Here is a 17,978-nt window from a genome sequence, read left to right on the forward strand (position 1 = left end):
GGTCTGACGCGGTCTTATTCGACAGGGACAGGGGACGAGAGCAATTCGCTCAGTGCATCCGGCTGGCTCTTGAACGCCCGGGCGAACACATCGCGGTTTTTCGCCATGTAGATGCCGGCTTCTTCCACCTGCTGCTCGCTCAGCGAGGGCACGGCTTTTTGCAGGACTTCGGCCAACAGCTCGGCCAATTCGAGCATTTTGTCATGACGATCAGCTTCGGCTTTATCCATGAACAAACGCTCCAGATCTCGGCTGCTGCGGTATACCACTTCGACGGCCATTCACCACCTCACATGCCTTCACGATAGTTGTGTTTTGCAATTACTGTATTTATATACAGCTAAAAGCATAAGCGAATCCCCAGGGTTTGGGTAGTGGCTTTTTAATGTAGACCGGTTTCACGGTTTGTCAGGTCACCCGCCGCGTCGACAGGTCGCAGCCGCGTCACGTGCCCCGAAACCCATTGTTACCATCTCATCCCCCGTCCCTGGCCTTTTTTCTGCATGTTTGTGCAGCGAGGGACAACAGTCATCTTCCACCTGCATCCTCCGATCAAGCCGAACCAAGGAATCTGTACCGTGAAAATCAATTGGGCCGAAAACCTGCGACAAAACGTGCATCAGGTGGCCGAATCCCTGGGCAACCTGCTGGTCGAGTCGTTCCATTACCTGGCGTTGTTCGCCATCGGCGGGGTCACGGCCTGGGCGGCGGTGATGGAGTTCCTGGTGATGATCGAAGAAGGTCACCTGAAGATCGACGACATCCTGCTGCTGTTCATCTACCTCGAACTGGGGGCGATGGTGGGGATCTATTTCAAGACCAACCACATGCCGGTGCGCTTCCTGATCTACGTGGCGATCACCGCGCTGACCCGGCTGCTGATTTCCAACGTGTCGCACCACAATCCGCCGGACATGGGCGTGGTTTACCTTTCCGGTGCAATTCTGTTGCTGGCGTTCGCGATCCTGGTGGTGCGCTATGCCTCGTCGCAGTTCCCGTCGGTGAAAATCGAGAATTCGCAACGCAAGACCGGCGAGGGCTCCAGCGAGCATCCGGAAGTGGAGAAGGGCGAAATCTAGGGGGAGGAGGTAGGAGCGAGCTTGCTCGCGATGGTCGTCCAGACGCCACGGGTATCAGATCTCCCGCGTTATCGTTGACGCCCCTCGCAAGCAGGCTCCGTCTGTATCAGTTGATCCAGGCACCGGCACGCAGATGCCAGCCATCGTTATGCCGTTCCCAGTGCGGGTGCACATAGCGATAACCTGGGCGCACCGGTTCCCAATGACCGTGCATCGCCACATAGCGCCGCCCGTCCCAATGCCAGTAGCCGCGCGTCCAGATGAAACCGGGGCGATAGGCTGGCTCGACTTCGATGACTTCCTGCGGTGGCGGCTGCGGCGCCACCACTTCCACGTATTGCGGCGCGGGTCGTTCGACCACCACCTGGCGATCGTGAACCACTCGCTCCTGTACGCAACCGGAAGCCGCCACGACTACCGCTGCAAGTGCTGCGTAACGTAAAAACATGTTGCCTCCTCGGAATGGTCCGCCCCACGGCGCATGCCTGGCGAACGGATCGGTGCCGTATTTTCTGACCGGCTACGCTTGTTGTAACAGTATGTATCTGTCCGGATCCTGAACCCGATACAGTCTTTTTCACGGCAAGAGCCGCTTGTCACAAGCCTTGGGCAGGATAGAACTGAATGCGCAATTGTCAGCATTGGTACAGCCAGTTCGACAGACACTGGGGATGAAAGGATTGCTGTCGCTCTCACCTTTGGAAGCCTCTTGATATGCCAGTACCGGTTGCTGTTCTTCGTTTTCTGGGGTTGTCGGTGTGTCTGGCGGCGGGCCTTCCCGCCCTTGCCGTGGCGGCGCCTGCCGTGCCGCTGAGTCCCGCCGACTCGGCCTGGCTGCGGCGCGACGGTTACGACCTGGATGCGGCCAACGTCGCGCGCTTTCGCGCCATGGGCCGTTCCGGCCTGCTGGAGGCGCAACTGAGCGAGCGCATTCGTGACCCGTTGCCGCCGGGCATCGATGCGCAATTACGGGCCTTCCCGATCCTCGCGCAACCGCTGCAGGCCACCTTGCTGGCCTTCAAGCAGAACCAGGAGCAGCTCCAGTCGATGCCGGACGGTGACGCCAAGGCCGAGGCGAAAAAGTCCCAGCAACAAAGCCTCAATGACGCCGCCGACCAGGCCCGGCAAATCACCCTGCTGCGGGCGGTCTATGGCAGCAACCAGCTCAAGGAGCAGATGGTCGGCTTCTGGCTCAATCATTTCAGCGTGTTTGCCGGCAAGGGCGCGGTCCGCCTGATGGCGGCGGACTACGAAGAGCAGGTCATCCGCCCACATGCCTTGGGCAAGTTCAAGGACCTGGTTCTGGCGACCCTGAAGAGCCCGGCCATGCTGGAGTTTCTCGACAATGCCCAGAATGCCAAGGGTAAGGTCAATGAAAACTACGCCCGCGAACTGATGGAGCTGCACACCCTGGGCGTCGGTTCCGGCTACACCCAGCAGGATGTCCAGCAACTGGCGCTGATTCTCACCGGCGCCGGGGTGCGGCCGCTGGATGGCCGGGTGCAGAAGTTCGGGCCGCGGGTCGCGCCGTTGGTGGTGAATGACGGGATGTTCCAGTTCAACCCCAAGCGCCATGATTTCTCCGACAAGGTGCTGTTGGGCGAGTCGATCCCGGGCACTGGTTTCGATGAAATCACCCGGGCGGTCAACCTGATCACCCGGCAGAAAGCCTGCGCGCAATTTATCTCACGCAAACTGGCGCAGTACTTTGTCGCCGACCAGCCGCCCCAGTCCCTGGTGGACCGCATGAGCGTGACCTTCCAGCGCAGCGATGGCGACATCGCCCAGGTACTGCGCACGCTCTTCGAGTCGCCGGAGTTGCTGCAAAGCGCCGGGAAAAAATTCAAGGACCCGACCCAGTTCGTGGTCTCGGCGGTGCGCCTGGCCTATGACGGCAAGCCCATCGCCAATCCACGGCCGATGCTCAACTGGCTCAATCAGCTAGGTGAGCCGGTCTTCGGCCGGCAGACCCCGGACGGTTGGCCGCTGGACGCCGCCGGTTGGGCCAGTTCGGGGCAGATGTCGAAGCGTTTCGAAATCGCCCGATCCATCGGTTCGGGCTACAACAAACTGTTCACCCCGGAGGGCAGTGACAGGGCCCAGGGCGGTTTTCCCATGATCACCACGCCGCTGTACTACGAGGCCATCGGCCCGCACCTGTCGGCTGCTACCACCGCCGCGCTGAACCAGGCCACCTCGCCGCAGGAATGGAACACCTTCCTGCTGTCGTCGCCTGATTTCAATAACCGCTAACGTCGTGCTCTTCAGAAAGGTGTTGTGATGAATCGTCGAGACTTTCTGGTCGCTTCAGCGGTGGCTGCCGCGACCCTGCCGACCTTGTCGTTCTCCGGCAAGCTGTTTGCCGCCCCCGCGTCGGCGCCGCGCTTTCTCATGGTCTTCCTGCGCGGCGGCTACGACTGCAACAACCTCCTGGTGCCCTATACCAGCGATTTCTACTACGAGTCGCGGCCGACCCTGGCGATTGCCCGGCCCGATCCGCACAACCCCAACAGCGCCATCGCCCTCGACGGTCATTGGGGCCTCAACCCGGTATTGCGCGACTCGCTCTACCCACTCTGGCAACGCAAGCAGATCGCCTTCGTGCCCTTTGCCGGCACCGACGATCTGTCGCGCAGCCATTTCGAGACCCAGGACAATATCGAGGCCGGCCTGGCCGGCGATCAGCACGGGCACTATGGTTCGGGCTTTCTCGCCCGCCTGGCCGGCGCCACGCCCGGCAGTGCGCCGATTGCCTTTACCGACGCCTTGCCCCTGAGTTTCCAGGGCGGTCGGGATATTCCCAACCTGTCGTTGCGCGGGGTGTCGAAACCGGTGTTCGACGAACGCCAGTCCTCGATCCTCGCCTCGATGTACAAAGGTACGACGCTGGCCGCGCCAGTGTCTGACGGCCTGCAATTGCGCCAGCAAGTGTCGAAGGACCTGCAGGACGAAATGGCCAAGGCCGGGCGCGGCGCGCAGACCGCGCAGAACTTTGCCGCGGAAACCCGGCGCATCGCTACCTTGATGCGCGATCAGTATCGGTTGGGTTTCGTCGATGTCGGTGGCTGGGACACCCACGTCAACCAGGGCGGCGCCCAGGGCCAGTTGTCCAACAACCTGGCGAATCTGGGACAGGGCCTCGCGGCGTTTGCCGATGCCATGGGCGATCAATGGAAAGACACCACCGTGGTGGTGGTCTCGGAATTTGGCCGCACCTTCCGCGAGAATGGCAATCGCGGCACCGATCATGGCCATGGCACGGTGTATTGGGTGCTGGGCGGCAGCGTCCACGGTGGGCGTATTGCCGGCGAGCAGGTGGCGGTGGCACCGGGCAGTCTGTTGCAGAACCGCGACTACCCGGTGCTCAACAATTACCGTGATTTGCTGGGCGGCGTACTGGGGCGTACCTGGGGTTTGTCCGCTGCGCAACTTCAGGGCGTTTTCCCCGGCGCACGCCCCAATGGGTTGCAGTTGGTGTAGCCGCTACTTAACGAATCGGTAGCGTCAGTACCCGTCCGGTGACGATGGCCGGGCGCCCGACGCGGTGACCGGAACCACTCCACGTGGGAGCGGGAAGGGTCGCCAGCTTGACACTGTCGCTGTCGGTCATGGCGGCGAGAATATCCATCGCGCTGTGCCCCTGCTCGATGGCGATGCCGAATTGCACGCTCTGGATCAGGCGTTTCAGGCGCCGCGGATCATTGCGCTGCTCGGCGCTGATCATCCGCTTGGCCACCACGCCGTCGGCGTTGGACAGGGTCAGCATGACGTCGCCGTCCAGTCCCTGGAGGCTGAGGTTGACCCGGTATTCGGGCTGGAAAGCCTCGTTGATCAACTGAAAGGGGTTATCCATGTGTGTCACCACTCTGATCGAAACCTGCATTCATTGACTGCTCGCTGACCGGATTGGTTCGTAGGTTCCGGACCGGCGGCAGGTCAGGTGCCCTGACCTCATGTCGGGGCACAACTGCATCGATACGGCATGGGTGCTGTATCGACGAGTCTGCAGGTGCAAGGCTTGTGCCGAGTAAACGACCGTTCAGTAGAAACGCCGTGGGTCGGCATCGATCAGGCTGGCCAGCTTGGTCAGGGCGAAGCGTAGTTCGTCCCGGCTGGTGGGTGACATCAGCACGACCCGCACGCTGCGGGTATGTCCCAGGCGCTCGGCCTGGAACTGTGTGCCGCTGAGCACCAGCACACCGTTGGCCCGCGCCAGCAGGGTGAATTCATCGCCGTTCCAGGGCTCGGGCAAGGTCAGCCACAGGTGGTAGCTGTGGGGCTGGGTGGCGATTTGAAAGCCGTGAAAGATTTCCGCGGCGATGGCTTGGCGCGCGGCCGCTTCGCTGCGCTGCACGGCGACCAGGCGGGTATCCAGCCCTTCGCTGAGCATCATGCTTGCCAGTTGCGCGGTCAGCGGCGACGGCATCCAGATGCTGCTGCGGACCATGGAGGTCAGGCGCGACAGCAGCTTCGGCGGGCTGTACAGGTAACCGATGCGCAGGGCCGGCATCACCGTTTTCGACAGGCTGGTCAGGTACACCGAGCGGTCCGGTGCATAGCTGGACAGCGGCTTGATCGACGGGTCGCTGGCGAGGAAACCGTAGATATCATCGTCGATAATGATGAAATCGAACTCTTCGGCAATCGCCGCGATCTGCGCCCGGCGCGCGGCGGACATGATCGCCGTGGTCGGGTTCTGGCAGGTGGCGACACAGATCAGCAATGCCGGTCTTTCCCGCAGGCAGCGCTCGCGCAGGGCTTCGGGAATGATCCCTTCATCGTCCATTTCCACGCCGCCGAGCCGCCGCTCCAGGCCATGGGCCAGGGAGATGATGCCGGGGTAGCAGAGCGCTTCGCAGAGCACCAGGTCGCCGCTGTTGCTCAAGGCGCTCATGGCGACCATCAACCCATGTTGCGCACCGGCGGTGATCACCACCTGTTGCCATTGCGCATCGGGCACCGACTGGCGCAACCACTGCGCGCCGGCCTCACGGTGGGCCGGGTGGCCGCCATCAGGGGCGTAGTCCAGGGCGCGGGCAAAATCCGCATCGTTGGCCATGTTCACCAGGGCATCGCGCAACTCGTGTTCGAGAGGCTCGCCATGGGGCTTGATGATCGACAGGTCGAGCAGGTCGGTCGGTCCCGGCGCCAGCAGTGCCGGGGCTTGTTGGCGTGTCGCGGGGGCCGCGCCCTGTTCCAGCACGTAGGTGCCGCGGCCGACTTCGCCCTGCACCAGCTTGCGCCGCTGGGCCTCGCTGTAGGCCCGGCTGATGGTGCCCGGCGTGACATCCAGCGCCTGGGCCAGCTCACGCAATGTGGGCAGGCGGCTGCCGACCTTCAGCGCACCGCTGGCGATATCCCGCGCCAATGCATCGGCGATGGACAGATACACCGGTTGGTTGAAGTCGCTGAGCCGAGGAACCCACATGCTTGATGGCTACCGATCCTGAAAGAATGGGTGGCAGCTTATCACAGGGTCTGTAAAGCTAAATTGATTCTATTGAATCGAATCAATTTTTGCGGTTATATGCGCTTAAATCGATTCAATCGAATCAATGTCTCCCTCGCCCAGGTGCCGACGCTTATGAGTAACCTCAGACAGGACTTTTCGTTATCCGCAGTGATCGCCGGCTTTATCGCCGTGGTCATTTCCTATGCCGGCCCGTTGATCATCGTGTTCCAGGCGGCGTCCCAGGCCCATTTGTCCAACGACCAGGTGTCGTCGTGGATCTGGGCGATCTCCATCGGCAGCGGCGTTACCGGCCTGTTGTTGAGCTGGCGCCTGCGGATCCCGGTGATTACCGCCTGGTCGACGCCCGGCGCGGCGCTGCTGGTGTCGATGTTGCCGACGGTGTCGTTCGCCGAGGCGATCGGGGCCTATGTGGTGGCGTCGGTGATCATCCTGGTCGTCGGCTTGTCGGGGGCCTTCGACAAGTTGATGAGCCGCCTGCCCAAGGCGATTGCCGCGGCGATGCTGGCGGGGATCCTGTTTCGCTTCGGTGCCGAGCTGTTCACTTCGATTCGGCTGCAACCGGCACTGGTGTTGTCGATGATTGCCGTCTACCTGGTGTGCAAGCGCTTTTCGCCGCGCTACGCGATTCTGTCGGTGTTGATCGTCGGTTGTGCCTTCGCCGGGGCGATGGGTGAGTTGAACCAGGGGGCAATCACCGTGGCGGTGGCCCACCCGATCTTCACTGCGCCCGAATGGAGCTGGCACGCAATCATCAACATCGGCCTGCCTTTGGCGTTGGTGACCCTGACCGGTCAGTACGTGCCCGGCATGGCCGTATTACGCACGGCCGGCTACACCAATCCTTCCCGCCCGATGATTTCGCTGACCGCCATCGGCGCGGTGTTGCTGGCGCCCTTCGGTGCCCACAGCCTCAACCTGGCGGCGATCACGGCGGCGATCTGCACCGGTCGCGAGGCTCACGAAAATCGCGACAAACGCTACATCGCCGGTATCGCCTGCGGGGTGTTCTACATCCTGATGGGCACTTTCGGCGCGACCCTGGCCTCGGTGTTCGGCGCCTTGCCCAAGGAACTGATTGCGTCCCTGGCCGGGCTGGCGCTGTTCGGCGCGATCAGTGCCGGGCTCACTGGCGCCATGGCCGATGAGAAACAACGGGAAGCGGCGCTGATCACTTTTCTGGTGACCGCTTCGGGCATGAGTTTCCTGGGACTGGCGGCGGCGTTCTGGGGATTGATCTTTGGCCTGGTGGCGCATTTCGTACTGAGCTACACCCGTGAACGCAAGGTGCTGGCGGGGCTGAGCGACGCTTGATGGATGGAATGCCGGGCAAGGAGGCCTGGCACTTCAAGGCGTGTTTGCCGAGGGCGTTGCAAGGTTTTTTCAGGGAGGTTGTTGCAGGAAATGACAGGAAAGCGACTCGACCGAACTCCCGACATTAACAGCGCTTTGCCGGCTTGTCCGGCTATTTCGTCGGATAATTATTTATCTTTTCAAAGGGGTTGAATTGTTTTTCCAACTGCCCAACTCTGTCATCAAGAGGTCATGTTCAGCACGCCTCCAGGCGTTGCCGACGAGCCTCTTGCAAGCTCGCTGAAATAAGGGAAGAACTATGCAAATCCAAGTCAATAGTGATAACCATATTCAAAGCAGCATTCGACTGGAGGAGTGGGTCCGGACGAGCGTAGAGAACGCGCTCGAACGTTATGAAGAAGACCTGACACGGGTCGAGGTTCACCTGGCGGACGAGAACGGCGACAAACCTGGTCCCCACGATATGCGCTGCCAGATGGAAGCGCGGCCAAAAGGCCATCAACCGATTTCGGTCACCCATAAAGCCGATACGCTGGAACAGGCGATCGATGGCGCGGCCACCAAACTGGAACATGCACTGGAGCATCTGTTCGGCAAACTGCAAGCCAAACGCGCGACCGCCATCAAGGGCGAGCGCCGCGACCTGGGAGACGCACTGCTGGAAGAGGAGTTCGAAGAGAAAGAACGTGTACGGCTGGCCGCTAACGGCTGATCTTCAACACTGACCATGACGGGCCTGCATTTGCAGGCCCGTTTTCGTTTGGCTCCCTTCAACACCGCGTCAGTTCAGGGGCTCGCCGGCCTGGCGCGCGGCCCTTGCCCGCAGCCAGTGGGAAATCGGCGCGGCGTTGATGAACACCGCAATGCCCAGCAGGATCAGCATAATCGAGGCCAGCTTATAGGGGCCGATGCTTTCGTCGAACATCAGCCACGCGGTGGTGACGCCGGAAATCGGCACCATCAACGACAGCGGCGCAACCATTGCCGAGGGGTATTTCTTCATCAGGTTGTTCCACACCCGGTAGCCGAACAGGGTGGTGACATAGGCCTGGAACAGCACCGAAAAGATCGCCGAAGGCGTCAGGTTGCTGCCCAACTGATAAAACGGTGCCGTGCCCTTGGCCAGCCAGGTCATGAAAAACAGCGGCGGGGCGGCGAACAGGCTGGACCAGACGATAAAGGCAACCATATCGCCGGGGCGTGTCTGCTTGACGATCAGGTTGCACGCACTCCAGCTCAAGGCGGCCAGCAGCACCAGCGCGGTGCCGGCGAGTACCGCGTCGCCTTCGGTGAAGTGAATGATCGACAGCAGCCCGACGCTGGCCAGGACCACCCCGGCGATCTGCGGGCCGGCGATTTTTTCCTTGAACAACCAGGCGCTGAGGAAAATCGTGAAGAAGGCGCTGAACTGCAGGATCAGCGAGGCCAGGCCCGGGGTCAGTCCCAGGTGCATGGCGTAGTTCACCACCCACCAGAGCCCGACCCCGAACAGCAGGCCATACCCGGCGATGGCGCTGAGGCTGACGCCTGCCGGTCGTTTCATGAAAAACACCAGGGGCAAGGCGCAGCAGGTAAAGCGCAGGGCGGAGAGTAGAAACGGGTCCAACTGCTCAAGGCCCAGTTCGATGACCGAGAAGTTGCTGCCCCAGATAATCGTGACCAATAGCCCCAGGGCCAGGTCCAGCGGTTGAAATTTCATAGGGTTTCGACGTCCTTTGGGTTCAGGCTTGCAGAGTCCCCGGCCGGCGCCAGGGACGCGTGGGCGGGTCAGGCGGCGATCTCGGGGTCGACACCGTCATAGACGAACGCGTCGAATTTCTCCGGCCGCCATACGTCATCCCGGGTGTAGTAGTTCAGGACCACGGTGATCTTCCTTTCCGTGACCGTCGGCTCGCAGTCATGGAGGATTTCCCGGCCCTTCATGACCAGCAGCGAGCCGGCCCTGGCATGGATTTGCCGGTGTTCGATCCAGGGTTGCGGTTTGCTCGGATGGGCGCGGGGAATCTGCATGCGCAGGGGCGCTTCACGGTTGCTGGTGAGGAACAGCAGCACGGTGATCGCATTGGTGTCGTAATGCTCACCCAGTGTTCCGCCGCCTTCGGGGTAGACCTTGATATTGATGTCGGAGCGGTTGTGGGGCGAGACAATCACGTCCTGACTGGTGATCAGGCTGATCAGCGGCAACAGCGAATGATAGATCGCCGTCAGCTCCGGCAAGTGATCGCGCACATCCTGGCCCTGAAAGATGTAGTGCAGGTATTGCCCGCCAGCGTCGGAAACCTCGTCGGTGCCGAGTCCCTGGTGGTCGACCAGCTTGATCCGGCCTTGGGCGATGGTGTGTTCGACCCGTTCTTTCAGGGTGTCGCACAGCGGCGGCGGGACGATATCGTCCAGGACCGTGACATAGTCGTAGTGATATTCGGCAATGTGCCGGGTGAGATTGAACTGAGCGTTTTTCATGGAAGCTCCCTGCTGTTTTTTGCGGACGGCGCTACCCTCGACTGCCTGGCTGAAGAGGCCGTATATTGAGCGATCAGGTAAGGCGGGCCCAGGGATTTCCATTCGCTACGCAAGCCCGGGCCGGATCGATGGCCCGTGCTGGCACGGCACCGTCGATGGGGCGAAATTAGCCCAGCCTTCGGCTGATCCACCAGTGTTTTTCTCCGTGGCTAGCCGTTCGGATAGTCAGTGGCTGATGTCCTTGTGCTACTGCGAGTCGTCGGATGTCTTTGCGTATGAGAATTTTTATCATTAATATTGGCGTCTCTTCACGCCGGCTTTCCTGATCGCGCTTCTCCAACGCGCCCGGCGACTCCTCAGGTTCCAGGGTCCAACCATGAAAAGCGCTGTTGGCGGTCTATCTGTTGCCCATCGCCTGGCTGTCACTTCACGCCTGGCAAGCCCGGCTGTGGCGGGTGCGCCGCGATGAACCTGGCGATGCGTCCCCCCGAGAACCCGGAGGCCGAGGGCAACGAGCAGCACGCCGGACGCGCGCACTTCCTGCAAGTGTTCCTGTCCCAGCGTTCACAGATGGAAGCGCTGGTCAGTCGTCGGGTCGGTTGTCGGGCGACGGCGGCGGACCTGGTCCAGGACCTGTTCCTGCGTTTCTGGCGGCGGCCCCTGGTGCAGGTGGAGGAGTTGAGCACCTACCTGCTGCGCTGCGCCGGCAACATCGCCATCGACCATTTGCGCAGCGAGGGTGCCCGCGTGCGAGTCAATGAAGGCTGGCTGCCCGAGCAGCAGGACAACCAGAGCCTCGAGCCCGAGGCGGCCCTGGAGGCGGGTAACGATCTACGTCATGTCGAGGCGGCGTTGCGCAGTTTGCCGGAGCGCACCCGGCAGATTTTCCTGCTCAACCGCATCCATGGCCGCAAGTACGCCGAGATCGCCAAGGCCATGGGCCTCTCGCAAAGTGCCGTGGAAAAACACATGATGCGTGCCCTTGAAGCCTGCAAGGCCAGTCTTCGAGAGCCCTTAGCCACGCGTCTGCCAGGGAAAGCATCGTGATCCATTCTTCCAGCATTGTTGTGACACCCGCCCAGGAACAGGCCGCGTTGGCCTGGCTCAGCCTGCTGCACGATCAGCCGAGCCGGGGCGACCAGGCGCGTTTCAGCTTTTGGCTGCAAGCCGATCCGGCCCATGTCGAAGCCTATGCCCAGGCCCAGGTGCTCTGGGAGTTGAGCGAGGTGCCGGCGGGCACCCTGGCCCGGGAAGACGACGCGGCCTTGCAGGTTCTGCTCGCGGCCATGGACCGAGCGCAACCGGCGTCGCGCTGGCGCTGGTCGGCGGGCCTGGCCATGGCCGCCTGCCTGCTGCTGACGGTGTCCATGGGCCTGGGGTTCGAGCCCGGGCGCTGGCTCGACGACCTCGGCGCCGACTATGTCTCGGTGCCGGGGCAGGTGCGCACGGTGACCCTGGCCGATCGGTCCGAAGTGACGTTGGACACCGACAGTGCCATTGCCGTGGATTTCAGTGGCGGCGAACGGCACGTCCGGCTGCGGCGCGGTTCGGCGTTTTTCCAGGTGACCCATACCGGCGAACCTTTTGTGGTGGATGCCGAGGGCGGCGAGGCGCGGGTGCTCGGGACGCAGTTTGAAGTGCGTCTGCAACCGGGCGGCGCACGGGTGACGGTGTTGTCCGGGCGGGTCGGGGTGCGTGCCAGCGCGGGGGCGCCGCAACAGATTCTCGGCGCCAACCAGCAGGTGGCTTATGCCGACGGTTCAGCGCAGCCGCTGCATCCGGTGGACAGCGACCAGCTGTTGGCCTGGCGCCAGGGTTGGCTGAACTATTCGAAAGTCACCTTGGCCGAGGTGGTCGAGGACCTGGGGCGTTATTACCCGGGACGCATCCTGGTGTTCAACGACAGCCTGGCGGCGCGGCGGATCAGCGGCAGCTTTCCGAACAAGGATCCACGGGCGGTGCTCGACTCGTTGCAAGGGGTGCTGGGCTTTGAACAGCACAGCCTGCTGGGTCGGCTCATCGTCCTGCGCTGACCCTCCCGGAAAATATTTTCAAAATAAAGGTGAGGTAAACCCGAAGCCCATCCGTGTAGTGGTTGAAAGTGCGATTCATTCGCATTAATGTTTTCTCTACGCACGGGTCGTACACACATGAAGTCCAGGGCAAAATCGGTGGCAGGCAGTTCGGTCAAGCGGTGGTTTGGCGCATCGGCGCTGGCGGTATCGGGGTTGGCCTTGCTGCCCCTGAGCGTGGCCCTGGCCGCCGAGTCCGCGGCGCAGCACAGCGCGCAATTCAACTTTGCCATCGCCGCCAAGCCGCTGCCCCAGGCCCTGAGCGACTTCAGTCGGGTCACCGGCCTGAGCGTGGTCTACACCGACGACACGGCGTATGGCCGCCAGGCACCGGCGGTCAACGGGCAGATGAGCGCCGAGCAGGCCATGCAACGGCTGCTGAGCAATTCCGGCTTCACCTTCCGCCGCACCGATGACCACACCCTGGCCCTCGAGCCTTTACCGACCCAGGGCGCCCTGAACCTCGGCGCCACCACCATCAACGGCAACCAGCAGGCCTCTTCCACCAGCTACCAGCCGCCGCAGGTCACCTCGGTGTCCCGCTCCAGTGCCTCGCTGCAGGAAATCCCGCAGACCATCAACGTGGTGTCGGCCCAGGTCCTGCGTGACCAGACGCCGCGCAACCTCGACGACGCGCTGAACAACATCAGCGGCATCACCCAGGCCAACACCCTCGGCAGCACCCAGGACGCGGTGATGATTCGTGGTTTCGGCGACAACCGTAACGGTTCGATCATGCAGGACGGCATGCCCCTGGTGCAGGGCCGTGCGCTGAACGCCACCACCGAGCGGGTCGAAGTGCTCAAGGGCCCGGCCTCCTTGCTCTACGGCATCCAGGACCCGGGCGGCGTGGTCAACCTGGTCAGCAAGAAACCCCAGCTGGAACAGTACAACGCGGTGACCCTGCGCGGCTCGACCTATGGCGACGGCAAGAACGGCAGCGGCGGCAGCCTCGACAGCACCGGCGCCCTCGGCGACTCCGGGCTGGCCTACCGCATGGTCCTCGACCGTGAAGACGAAGATTACTGGCGCAACTTCGGGGCCCACCGCGAGACCCTGATCGCCCCGTCCCTGGCCTGGTTCGGCGAGACCACCAAGCTGCTGCTGTCCTACGAGCACCGCGAGTTCCTGACCCCGTTCGACCGTGGCACCGCCATCGATCCGCGGACCAACCACCCATTGGCCATTCCCAAGGATCGTCGGCTGGATGAGCCGTTCAACAACATGGAAGGGCGTTCGGACCTGGTTCATTTCGAAGCCGATCATGACCTGAACGACAACTGGAAGGCCCACCTCGGCTACAGCTGGAACCGCGAAACCTACGATGCCAGCCAGGTCCGGGTGGTGTCGGTCAACCCGGTCAACGGCACCCTGGTGCGCAGCATGGACGGCACCAAAGGTGCATTGACCACCGACCGTTTCACCACCGCCAGCCTCGAAGGCAAGGTCGATGTGGCCGGCATGCAGCACGACCTGGAGTTCGGTGTCGACGACGAGTATCGCAAGATCTACCGTTCCGACCTGATCCGCCAGAGCCCGCTGAGCACCTTCAGCTACCTGGACCCGGTCTATGGTCGTGAAGTCCCGGGCTCCACCGTCAGCCCCAAGGACAGCGACCAGACCGACCTGCTGCGCAGCGACTCGCTGTTCGCCCAGGACTCGATCCACCTCAACGACCAGTGGATCCTGGTGGCCGGTGGACGTTTCCAGATGTACGACCAGTACGCGGGCAAGGGCCGGCCGTTCCAGGTCAACACCAACGGCAATGGCGAGAAGTTCGTACCCCGTGCAGGCCTGGTGTACCGCTACACCGACGAGTTGTCGTTCTATGGCAGCTACACCGAGTCGTTCAAGCCCAACTCCACCATCGCCCCGTTGGCACTGACCAGCAGCACCCGCCTGGTGCTGGACGGCTCGCTTGAGCCGGAACAGTCCAAGGCCTGGGAGATCGGTACCAAGCTGGATATTCCAGGGCGCATCACCGCCACTGCGGCGATCTTCGATATTCAAAAACGTAACGTGCTGGTGTCCGTCGCCGACGGCCTGACCACCCAGTACAGCGTCGCCGGCCAGGTGCGCTCCCGTGGCTTGGAACTGGATGCCAGCGGTCAACTGAGCGACCGTTGGAGCGTGATCGGCAGCTACGCCTACACCGACGCCCAGGTTACCCAGGACGCCAACTTCCAGGGCAACCGCCTGCAAAACGTGGCGAAGAACGCCGGCTCCCTGTCGGCGGTCTACGACTTCGGCTCGATCATGGGCGGCGGCGACAAACTGCGGGCCGGTGCCGGGGCACGTTATGTCGGCCAGCGCGCCGGGGACGCGGCCAACACCTTCCAACTGCCGGGCTACACCGTGGCCGATGCCTTCGCCACCTACGACACCAAGGTGGAAGGGCAGAAGGTCAAGTTCCAGCTCAACGTGAAGAACCTGTTCAACAAGGTCTACTACACCTCGGCGGTCAGCCAGCTGTTCGTGTCCATGGGTGATGCCCGGCAGGTGTCGGTGTCCAGCACCCTGGAGTTCTGATGAAAAGCGTCAGCGCCATGCTGCTGGCCCTGAGCCTGAGTGCCACCGCCCTGGCGGCGGCACCCGGGGACGGGCGCCTCTACCATCGCGAGCATCAGGCGCGCTTGCCCGGCTCCGGCGACAGCTGGGGTTTCGCCGCCCTCGACCCGACACGGCCCTACCTGTTTCTCGCCCGGCGGGACAACGGCCTGAGCGTGTTCGACGTGGCCAGACAGCGCCTGGTGAAAACCCTCGAGCACTCGGCGGGGGCCAATGCCGTGGTGTTCGTGCCTGAACGTAATCGCGTGTTTGTGCTCAACACTGATGGCAGCCTCGGCGTGGTCGAGTTGTCCAGTCTCAAGCTGTTGAAACGAATCCCGGTGGCCCAGAGCAACCTCAACAGCGCGGTGTATGAGCCGCACACCGGCCAGGTGATCGTCGTCAGCGGACGCCGGGCGGATCGTTCGACATTGTTTGTCTTCGACCCACGGGCGGAGAAGGTCACGGCGGCCCATGAACTGGACGTGAAGAAGATCGATCCGTTGCTGGTCAAGGGCGATGGCAGTTTCTTCCTGCCGATGCGCGACGAAGGCAAGGTGGCACGGTTTTCGGCCAGCACCTTCGAAGTGCTCGACAGCTGGAGCTTCGACGGCTGTCCCAAACCCAGTGCCCTGGCCGAGGATCAGCAGGGGCAGCGGCTGTTCGTCGCCTGTCGCGGCGAGCAACCCCGGTTGATCGTGGCTGACCTTGCGAGCGGCGCGGTCAAGGCCAGCCTGCCGATCACCCGGGATGTGAATGCCCTGGCCTGGGATGCCCGCCAGCATCGGCTGATCATCCCCAGCGGGGTGGACGTCAACCTGACTCTGGTCGAACAGACGGATGTCGACCACTACCGCACACTGGGCAGCGTCAGCACCTTGCCGATGGCCTACAACATGGCGTTCGATCCGGTGAGCCGCAAGGTCTACCTGCCCGCCATGGACTTCACCCTGCCGGCCACCGCCAAGGGCGAAGCCAAGGCTGACCCGGTTTTCCACGCCAATACCTTCTCGCTAACCACCCTGGCGCCCTGAGGGCGCTATTCTGTTCTTGGGGAGCGAGCTGCTCCCTCATGGATTCCGAGGGGCGAGTTACCGCATAATTCCATCTGTTGACTCGATAAGTGTCCTGTCCTTTCGTGCCTCCTGAGTGATGAGCCTCTGCCGACCGCAGGGGCTTTTCTGTATGGTTTGAGTTGAATTGAGGCAAACGATGAATTTGCGACAAGGTTTCATGGGCAAGGCCGTTGTCGCCTCGCTCTTTGTCCTGCTGGCGGCCTGTTCCAGCAAGCCGGTCCGTGCTCCCGAGCCGGCCAGGACGGTTATCCTGCAGGCCGCGCAATTACCCCTGCCGCTGCCGCGCAGCGCTTTTTGCGCCGGACTCGACAGCACCCTGCGCAACTCCGCGCTGCAAGGTGCGGTGACCTCGCTGGTGGTGCGCGAAGCGAACGGTGGCAAGCTGGTCTGTGAGTACAACCCCGAGAGTCGCCTGGTGCCGGCCTCCAGCCTCAAGCTGGTGACCACTGCCGCCGCGATGGACGTGCTGGGCGCCGACTACCGGTTCTCCACCACCCTGCTGACCACCGGTGTGCAGCAAGGCAATGTGCTGGTCGGTGACCTGTACCTGCGTGGTACGGGCGATCCGAGTATCCGCCAGGAAGATTATCGTGCCCTGGCCGCTGATCTGGCCCGCAAGGGCATCACCCGCGTACGTGGCCGGCTGATCCTCGACGACACCGCCTTCGACCGCGAGCGGCTGGGACTCGGCTGGGACAGCCAGGATGAGCAGCAGTACTACTCGGCGCAGATTTCCGCGTTGAGTGTGTCGCCCAACGACGATCTCGATGTCGGCTCAATCCTGGTCAATGTGCGCTCCAGCGGCCCGCGCCAGCCTGTGCGGGTCAGTTTCACGCCCGACAATCGCTACATGAGCGTGCTTAATCGTGCGACCACCGGCCGGGGGCCATTGTCGGTCAGCCGAGTTCATGGCGGTAACCTGTTGCGGATCGATGGCGGCGTGCCCAAGGGCGCCGAGCGAACGGCCCAGGTCAGCGTCTGGGAACCGACCGGGCTGGTCGCGGACCTGTTCCGCAGTGCCTTGTTGCAGTCCGGTGTCGCGATGGAAGGAAACACGCTCCTGGGCCAGGCCACGCCGCCAGGCGCCAAGGTGCTGGTGGAGCATCAGTCCGCCGTGCTGGCGGACCTGATGGCGCCGTTGCTCAAACTGTCGAACAACAACATGGCGGAGATCCTGCTCAAGTCCATGGGGCGCAAGACCACTGGCGCTGGTACGGCCCAGGCGGGCGCGGCGGCGGTGAATGGGTTCCTGCATGCCCGTGGCGTATCGTCGGTGCAGTTGCTGCAGGTGGACGGCTCGGGACTGTCGCGTGGCAACCAGATCTCGGCCAGGACCCTCAGCGACCTGTTGCTGGTGGCGCGCAGTCGTCCCTGGTTCCAGTCCTGGTATGCGGCACTGCCGGTGGCCGGCAATCCTGAGCGGATGATCGGCGGCACCCTGCGCAAGCGCCTGGCTGGCACGGCGGCGGCCAACAACCTGCACGCCAAGACCGGCAGCATGCGCAGCGTGTCGTCGTTGGCCGGCTATGTCACCAACCGCGACGGTCGGTTGCTGGTGTTCGCCATGTTGACCAACAACTATGCAGTGGGGGGCCGGCAGATCAAGGCCGTGGAGGACGCGGTCGTCGAGTCCCTGGCCAACAAGGCTGACTAAGCCAGGTCGCTGTGGCGCCACTGCTCGGCGCCGCCTGCTGGACACAGCAGCAGGCGCGAAGGGCCGCGCACGCAAGCCTTGGTCGCTCAAGCCAAAACGCCAGTCCTCAAGTCTGGCCGAAATTTGTGGCGAGCGGGCTTGCCCGCGTTGGGCTGCGAAGCGGCCCTAAAACCATTAATCGCGGTGTATCAGGTACACCGAGGTGCTTGGGTTTACGGCTGCTGCGCAGCCGAGCGCGGGCAAGCCCGCTCGCCACAAAACCGCGTTCGGCTTCAAACTGCCTTAACTGACTGGCATTAGCTCAAG

The 17,978-nt window shown here is 62.7% G+C and carries 16 protein-coding genes; 10 read left to right on the forward strand and 6 right to left on the reverse strand.

From position 1 onward, the window contains the following. Positions 1-14: 14 nt before the first annotated feature. Positions 15-281 (reverse strand): YebG family protein, encoded by a 267-nt coding sequence (locus HX866_RS00955; protein ID WP_100941760.1) that lies wholly within the window; start codon positions 279-281, stop codon positions 15-17. Between the two features lie 297 nt (positions 282-578). Here HX866_RS00955 and HX866_RS00960 point away from each other — a divergent pair, with 297 nt between their 5' ends. Then, a complete protein-coding gene (locus HX866_RS00960) occupies positions 579-1,079 on the forward strand; it encodes a phosphate-starvation-inducible protein PsiE (RefSeq protein WP_177137758.1) in 501 nt (166 codons plus the stop codon). Positions 1,080-1,185: 106 nt separating this feature from the next. Here HX866_RS00960 and HX866_RS00965 read toward each other — a convergent pair whose 3' ends face one another. After that, positions 1,186-1,527 (reverse strand): YXWGXW repeat-containing protein, encoded by a 342-nt coding sequence (locus HX866_RS00965; protein WP_177093154.1) that lies wholly within the window; start codon positions 1,525-1,527, stop codon positions 1,186-1,188. Positions 1,528-1,793: 266 nt separating this feature from the next. Here HX866_RS00965 and HX866_RS00970 point away from each other — a divergent pair, with 266 nt between their 5' ends. Continuing rightward, entirely contained in the window at positions 1,794-3,332 is a 1,539-nt protein-coding gene (locus tag HX866_RS00970) for a DUF1800 domain-containing protein (RefSeq protein WP_177137760.1), read from the forward strand. 27 nt (positions 3,333-3,359) lie between these two features. Beyond that, entirely contained in the window at positions 3,360-4,559 is a 1,200-nt protein-coding gene (locus tag HX866_RS00975) for a DUF1501 domain-containing protein (protein ID WP_177137761.1), read from the forward strand. A gap of 7 nt (positions 4,560-4,566) precedes the next feature. On the opposite strand, the gene HX866_RS00980 is transcribed toward HX866_RS00975, so the two are convergent. Both HX866_RS00980 and HX866_RS00985 read right to left on the reverse strand, forming a co-directional pair. Continuing rightward, complete coding sequence (locus HX866_RS00980; RefSeq protein WP_177093151.1) at positions 4,567-4,932, reverse strand: DUF3509 domain-containing protein; 366 nt, start codon at positions 4,930-4,932, stop codon at positions 4,567-4,569. A gap of 186 nt (positions 4,933-5,118) precedes the next feature. Continuing rightward, positions 5,119-6,507, reverse strand: a complete 1,389-nt coding sequence (locus HX866_RS00985; RefSeq protein ID WP_177124641.1) for an aminotransferase-like domain-containing protein — start codon at positions 6,505-6,507, stop codon at positions 5,119-5,121. A 156-nt stretch (positions 6,508-6,663) separates the two neighbouring features. On the opposite strand from HX866_RS00985, the gene HX866_RS00990 reads away from it, so the two are divergent. Further along, the gene (locus HX866_RS00990) at positions 6,664-7,863 is read left to right on the forward strand and encodes a benzoate/H(+) symporter BenE family transporter (protein ID WP_177093149.1); all 1,200 of its coding nucleotides are present in this window, start codon (positions 6,664-6,666) and stop codon (positions 7,861-7,863) included. Between the two features lie 298 nt (positions 7,864-8,161). After that, on the forward strand, positions 8,162-8,575 hold the full coding sequence (locus HX866_RS00995) for an HPF/RaiA family ribosome-associated protein (RefSeq protein WP_177093148.1): 414 nt from the start codon (positions 8,162-8,164) through the stop codon (positions 8,573-8,575). Between the two features lie 69 nt (positions 8,576-8,644). On the opposite strand, the gene HX866_RS01000 is transcribed toward HX866_RS00995, so the two are convergent. Continuing rightward, entirely contained in the window at positions 8,645-9,562 is a 918-nt protein-coding gene (locus HX866_RS01000) for an EamA family transporter (RefSeq protein WP_177137762.1), read from the reverse strand. A 68-nt stretch (positions 9,563-9,630) separates the two neighbouring features. Continuing rightward, on the reverse strand, positions 9,631-10,323 hold the full coding sequence (locus HX866_RS01005; protein WP_177093146.1) for a hypothetical protein: 693 nt from the start codon (positions 10,321-10,323) through the stop codon (positions 9,631-9,633). Between the two features lie 465 nt (positions 10,324-10,788). On the opposite strand from HX866_RS01005, the gene HX866_RS01010 reads away from it, so the two are divergent. From HX866_RS01010 to dacB, 5 genes are all read left to right on the forward strand, one after another. Further along, positions 10,789-11,370: an RNA polymerase sigma factor gene (locus HX866_RS01010; protein ID WP_371318749.1), complete on the forward strand. Its 582-nt coding sequence runs from the start codon at positions 10,789-10,791 to the stop codon at positions 11,368-11,370. Continuing rightward, on the forward strand, positions 11,367-12,356 hold the full coding sequence (locus tag HX866_RS01015) for a FecR family protein (RefSeq protein WP_177093145.1): 990 nt from the start codon (positions 11,367-11,369) through the stop codon (positions 12,354-12,356). The genes HX866_RS01010 and HX866_RS01015 overlap by 4 nt, the downstream gene beginning before the upstream one ends. Positions 12,357-12,473: 117 nt before the next feature. After that, positions 12,474-14,924 (forward strand): TonB-dependent siderophore receptor, encoded by a 2,451-nt coding sequence (locus tag HX866_RS01020; protein WP_177124643.1) that lies wholly within the window; start codon positions 12,474-12,476, stop codon positions 14,922-14,924. Continuing rightward, entirely contained in the window at positions 14,924-15,976 is a 1,053-nt protein-coding gene (locus HX866_RS01025) for a hypothetical protein (RefSeq protein WP_177137763.1), read from the forward strand. The genes HX866_RS01020 and HX866_RS01025 overlap by 1 nt, the downstream gene beginning before the upstream one ends. A 178-nt stretch (positions 15,977-16,154) precedes the next feature. Next, positions 16,155-17,672, forward strand: a complete 1,518-nt coding sequence (dacB, locus tag HX866_RS01030; protein ID WP_177124645.1) for a D-alanyl-D-alanine carboxypeptidase/D-alanyl-D-alanine endopeptidase — start codon at positions 16,155-16,157, stop codon at positions 17,670-17,672. Positions 17,673-17,978: the final 306 nt, after the last annotated feature.

The sequence above is a fragment of the Pseudomonas gingeri genome (genome assembly GCF_013386165.1).
In the GTDB taxonomy this organism is placed as follows: domain Bacteria; phylum Pseudomonadota; class Gammaproteobacteria; order Pseudomonadales; family Pseudomonadaceae; genus Aquipseudomonas; species Aquipseudomonas gingeri_C.

Excerpts from the sequence above, each read along its gene's own strand:
- HX866_RS00965 (WP_177093154.1), bottom strand. The coding sequence starts at position 1,527 with ATGTTTTTACGTTACGCAGCACTTGCAGCGGTAGTCGTGGCGGCTTCC.
- HX866_RS00985 (WP_177124641.1), bottom strand. The coding sequence starts at position 6,507 with ATGTGGGTTCCTCGGCTCAGCGACTTCAACCAACCGGTGTATCTGTCC.
- HX866_RS01025 (WP_177137763.1), top strand. The coding sequence starts at position 14,924 with ATGAAAAGCGTCAGCGCCATGCTGCTGGCCCTGAGCCTGAGTGCCACC.
- HX866_RS00970 (WP_177137760.1), top strand. The coding sequence starts at position 1,794 with ATGCCAGTACCGGTTGCTGTTCTTCGTTTTCTGGGGTTGTCGGTGTGT.
- HX866_RS01005 (WP_177093146.1), bottom strand. The coding sequence starts at position 10,323 with ATGAAAAACGCTCAGTTCAATCTCACCCGGCACATTGCCGAATATCAC.
- HX866_RS01020 (WP_177124643.1), top strand. The coding sequence starts at position 12,474 with ATGAAGTCCAGGGCAAAATCGGTGGCAGGCAGTTCGGTCAAGCGGTGG.
- dacB (WP_177124645.1), top strand. The coding sequence starts at position 16,155 with ATGAATTTGCGACAAGGTTTCATGGGCAAGGCCGTTGTCGCCTCGCTC.
- HX866_RS00995 (WP_177093148.1), top strand. The coding sequence starts at position 8,162 with ATGCAAATCCAAGTCAATAGTGATAACCATATTCAAAGCAGCATTCGA.
- HX866_RS01000 (WP_177137762.1), bottom strand. The coding sequence starts at position 9,562 with ATGAAATTTCAACCGCTGGACCTGGCCCTGGGGCTATTGGTCACGATT.
- HX866_RS00990 (WP_177093149.1), top strand. The coding sequence starts at position 6,664 with ATGAGTAACCTCAGACAGGACTTTTCGTTATCCGCAGTGATCGCCGGC.
- HX866_RS00980 (WP_177093151.1), bottom strand. The coding sequence starts at position 4,932 with ATGGATAACCCCTTTCAGTTGATCAACGAGGCTTTCCAGCCCGAATAC.
- HX866_RS00955 (WP_100941760.1), bottom strand. The coding sequence starts at position 281 with ATGGCCGTCGAAGTGGTATACCGCAGCAGCCGAGATCTGGAGCGTTTG.
- HX866_RS00975 (WP_177137761.1), top strand. The coding sequence starts at position 3,360 with ATGAATCGTCGAGACTTTCTGGTCGCTTCAGCGGTGGCTGCCGCGACC.
- HX866_RS01010 (WP_371318749.1), top strand. The coding sequence starts at position 10,789 with ATGAACCTGGCGATGCGTCCCCCCGAGAACCCGGAGGCCGAGGGCAAC.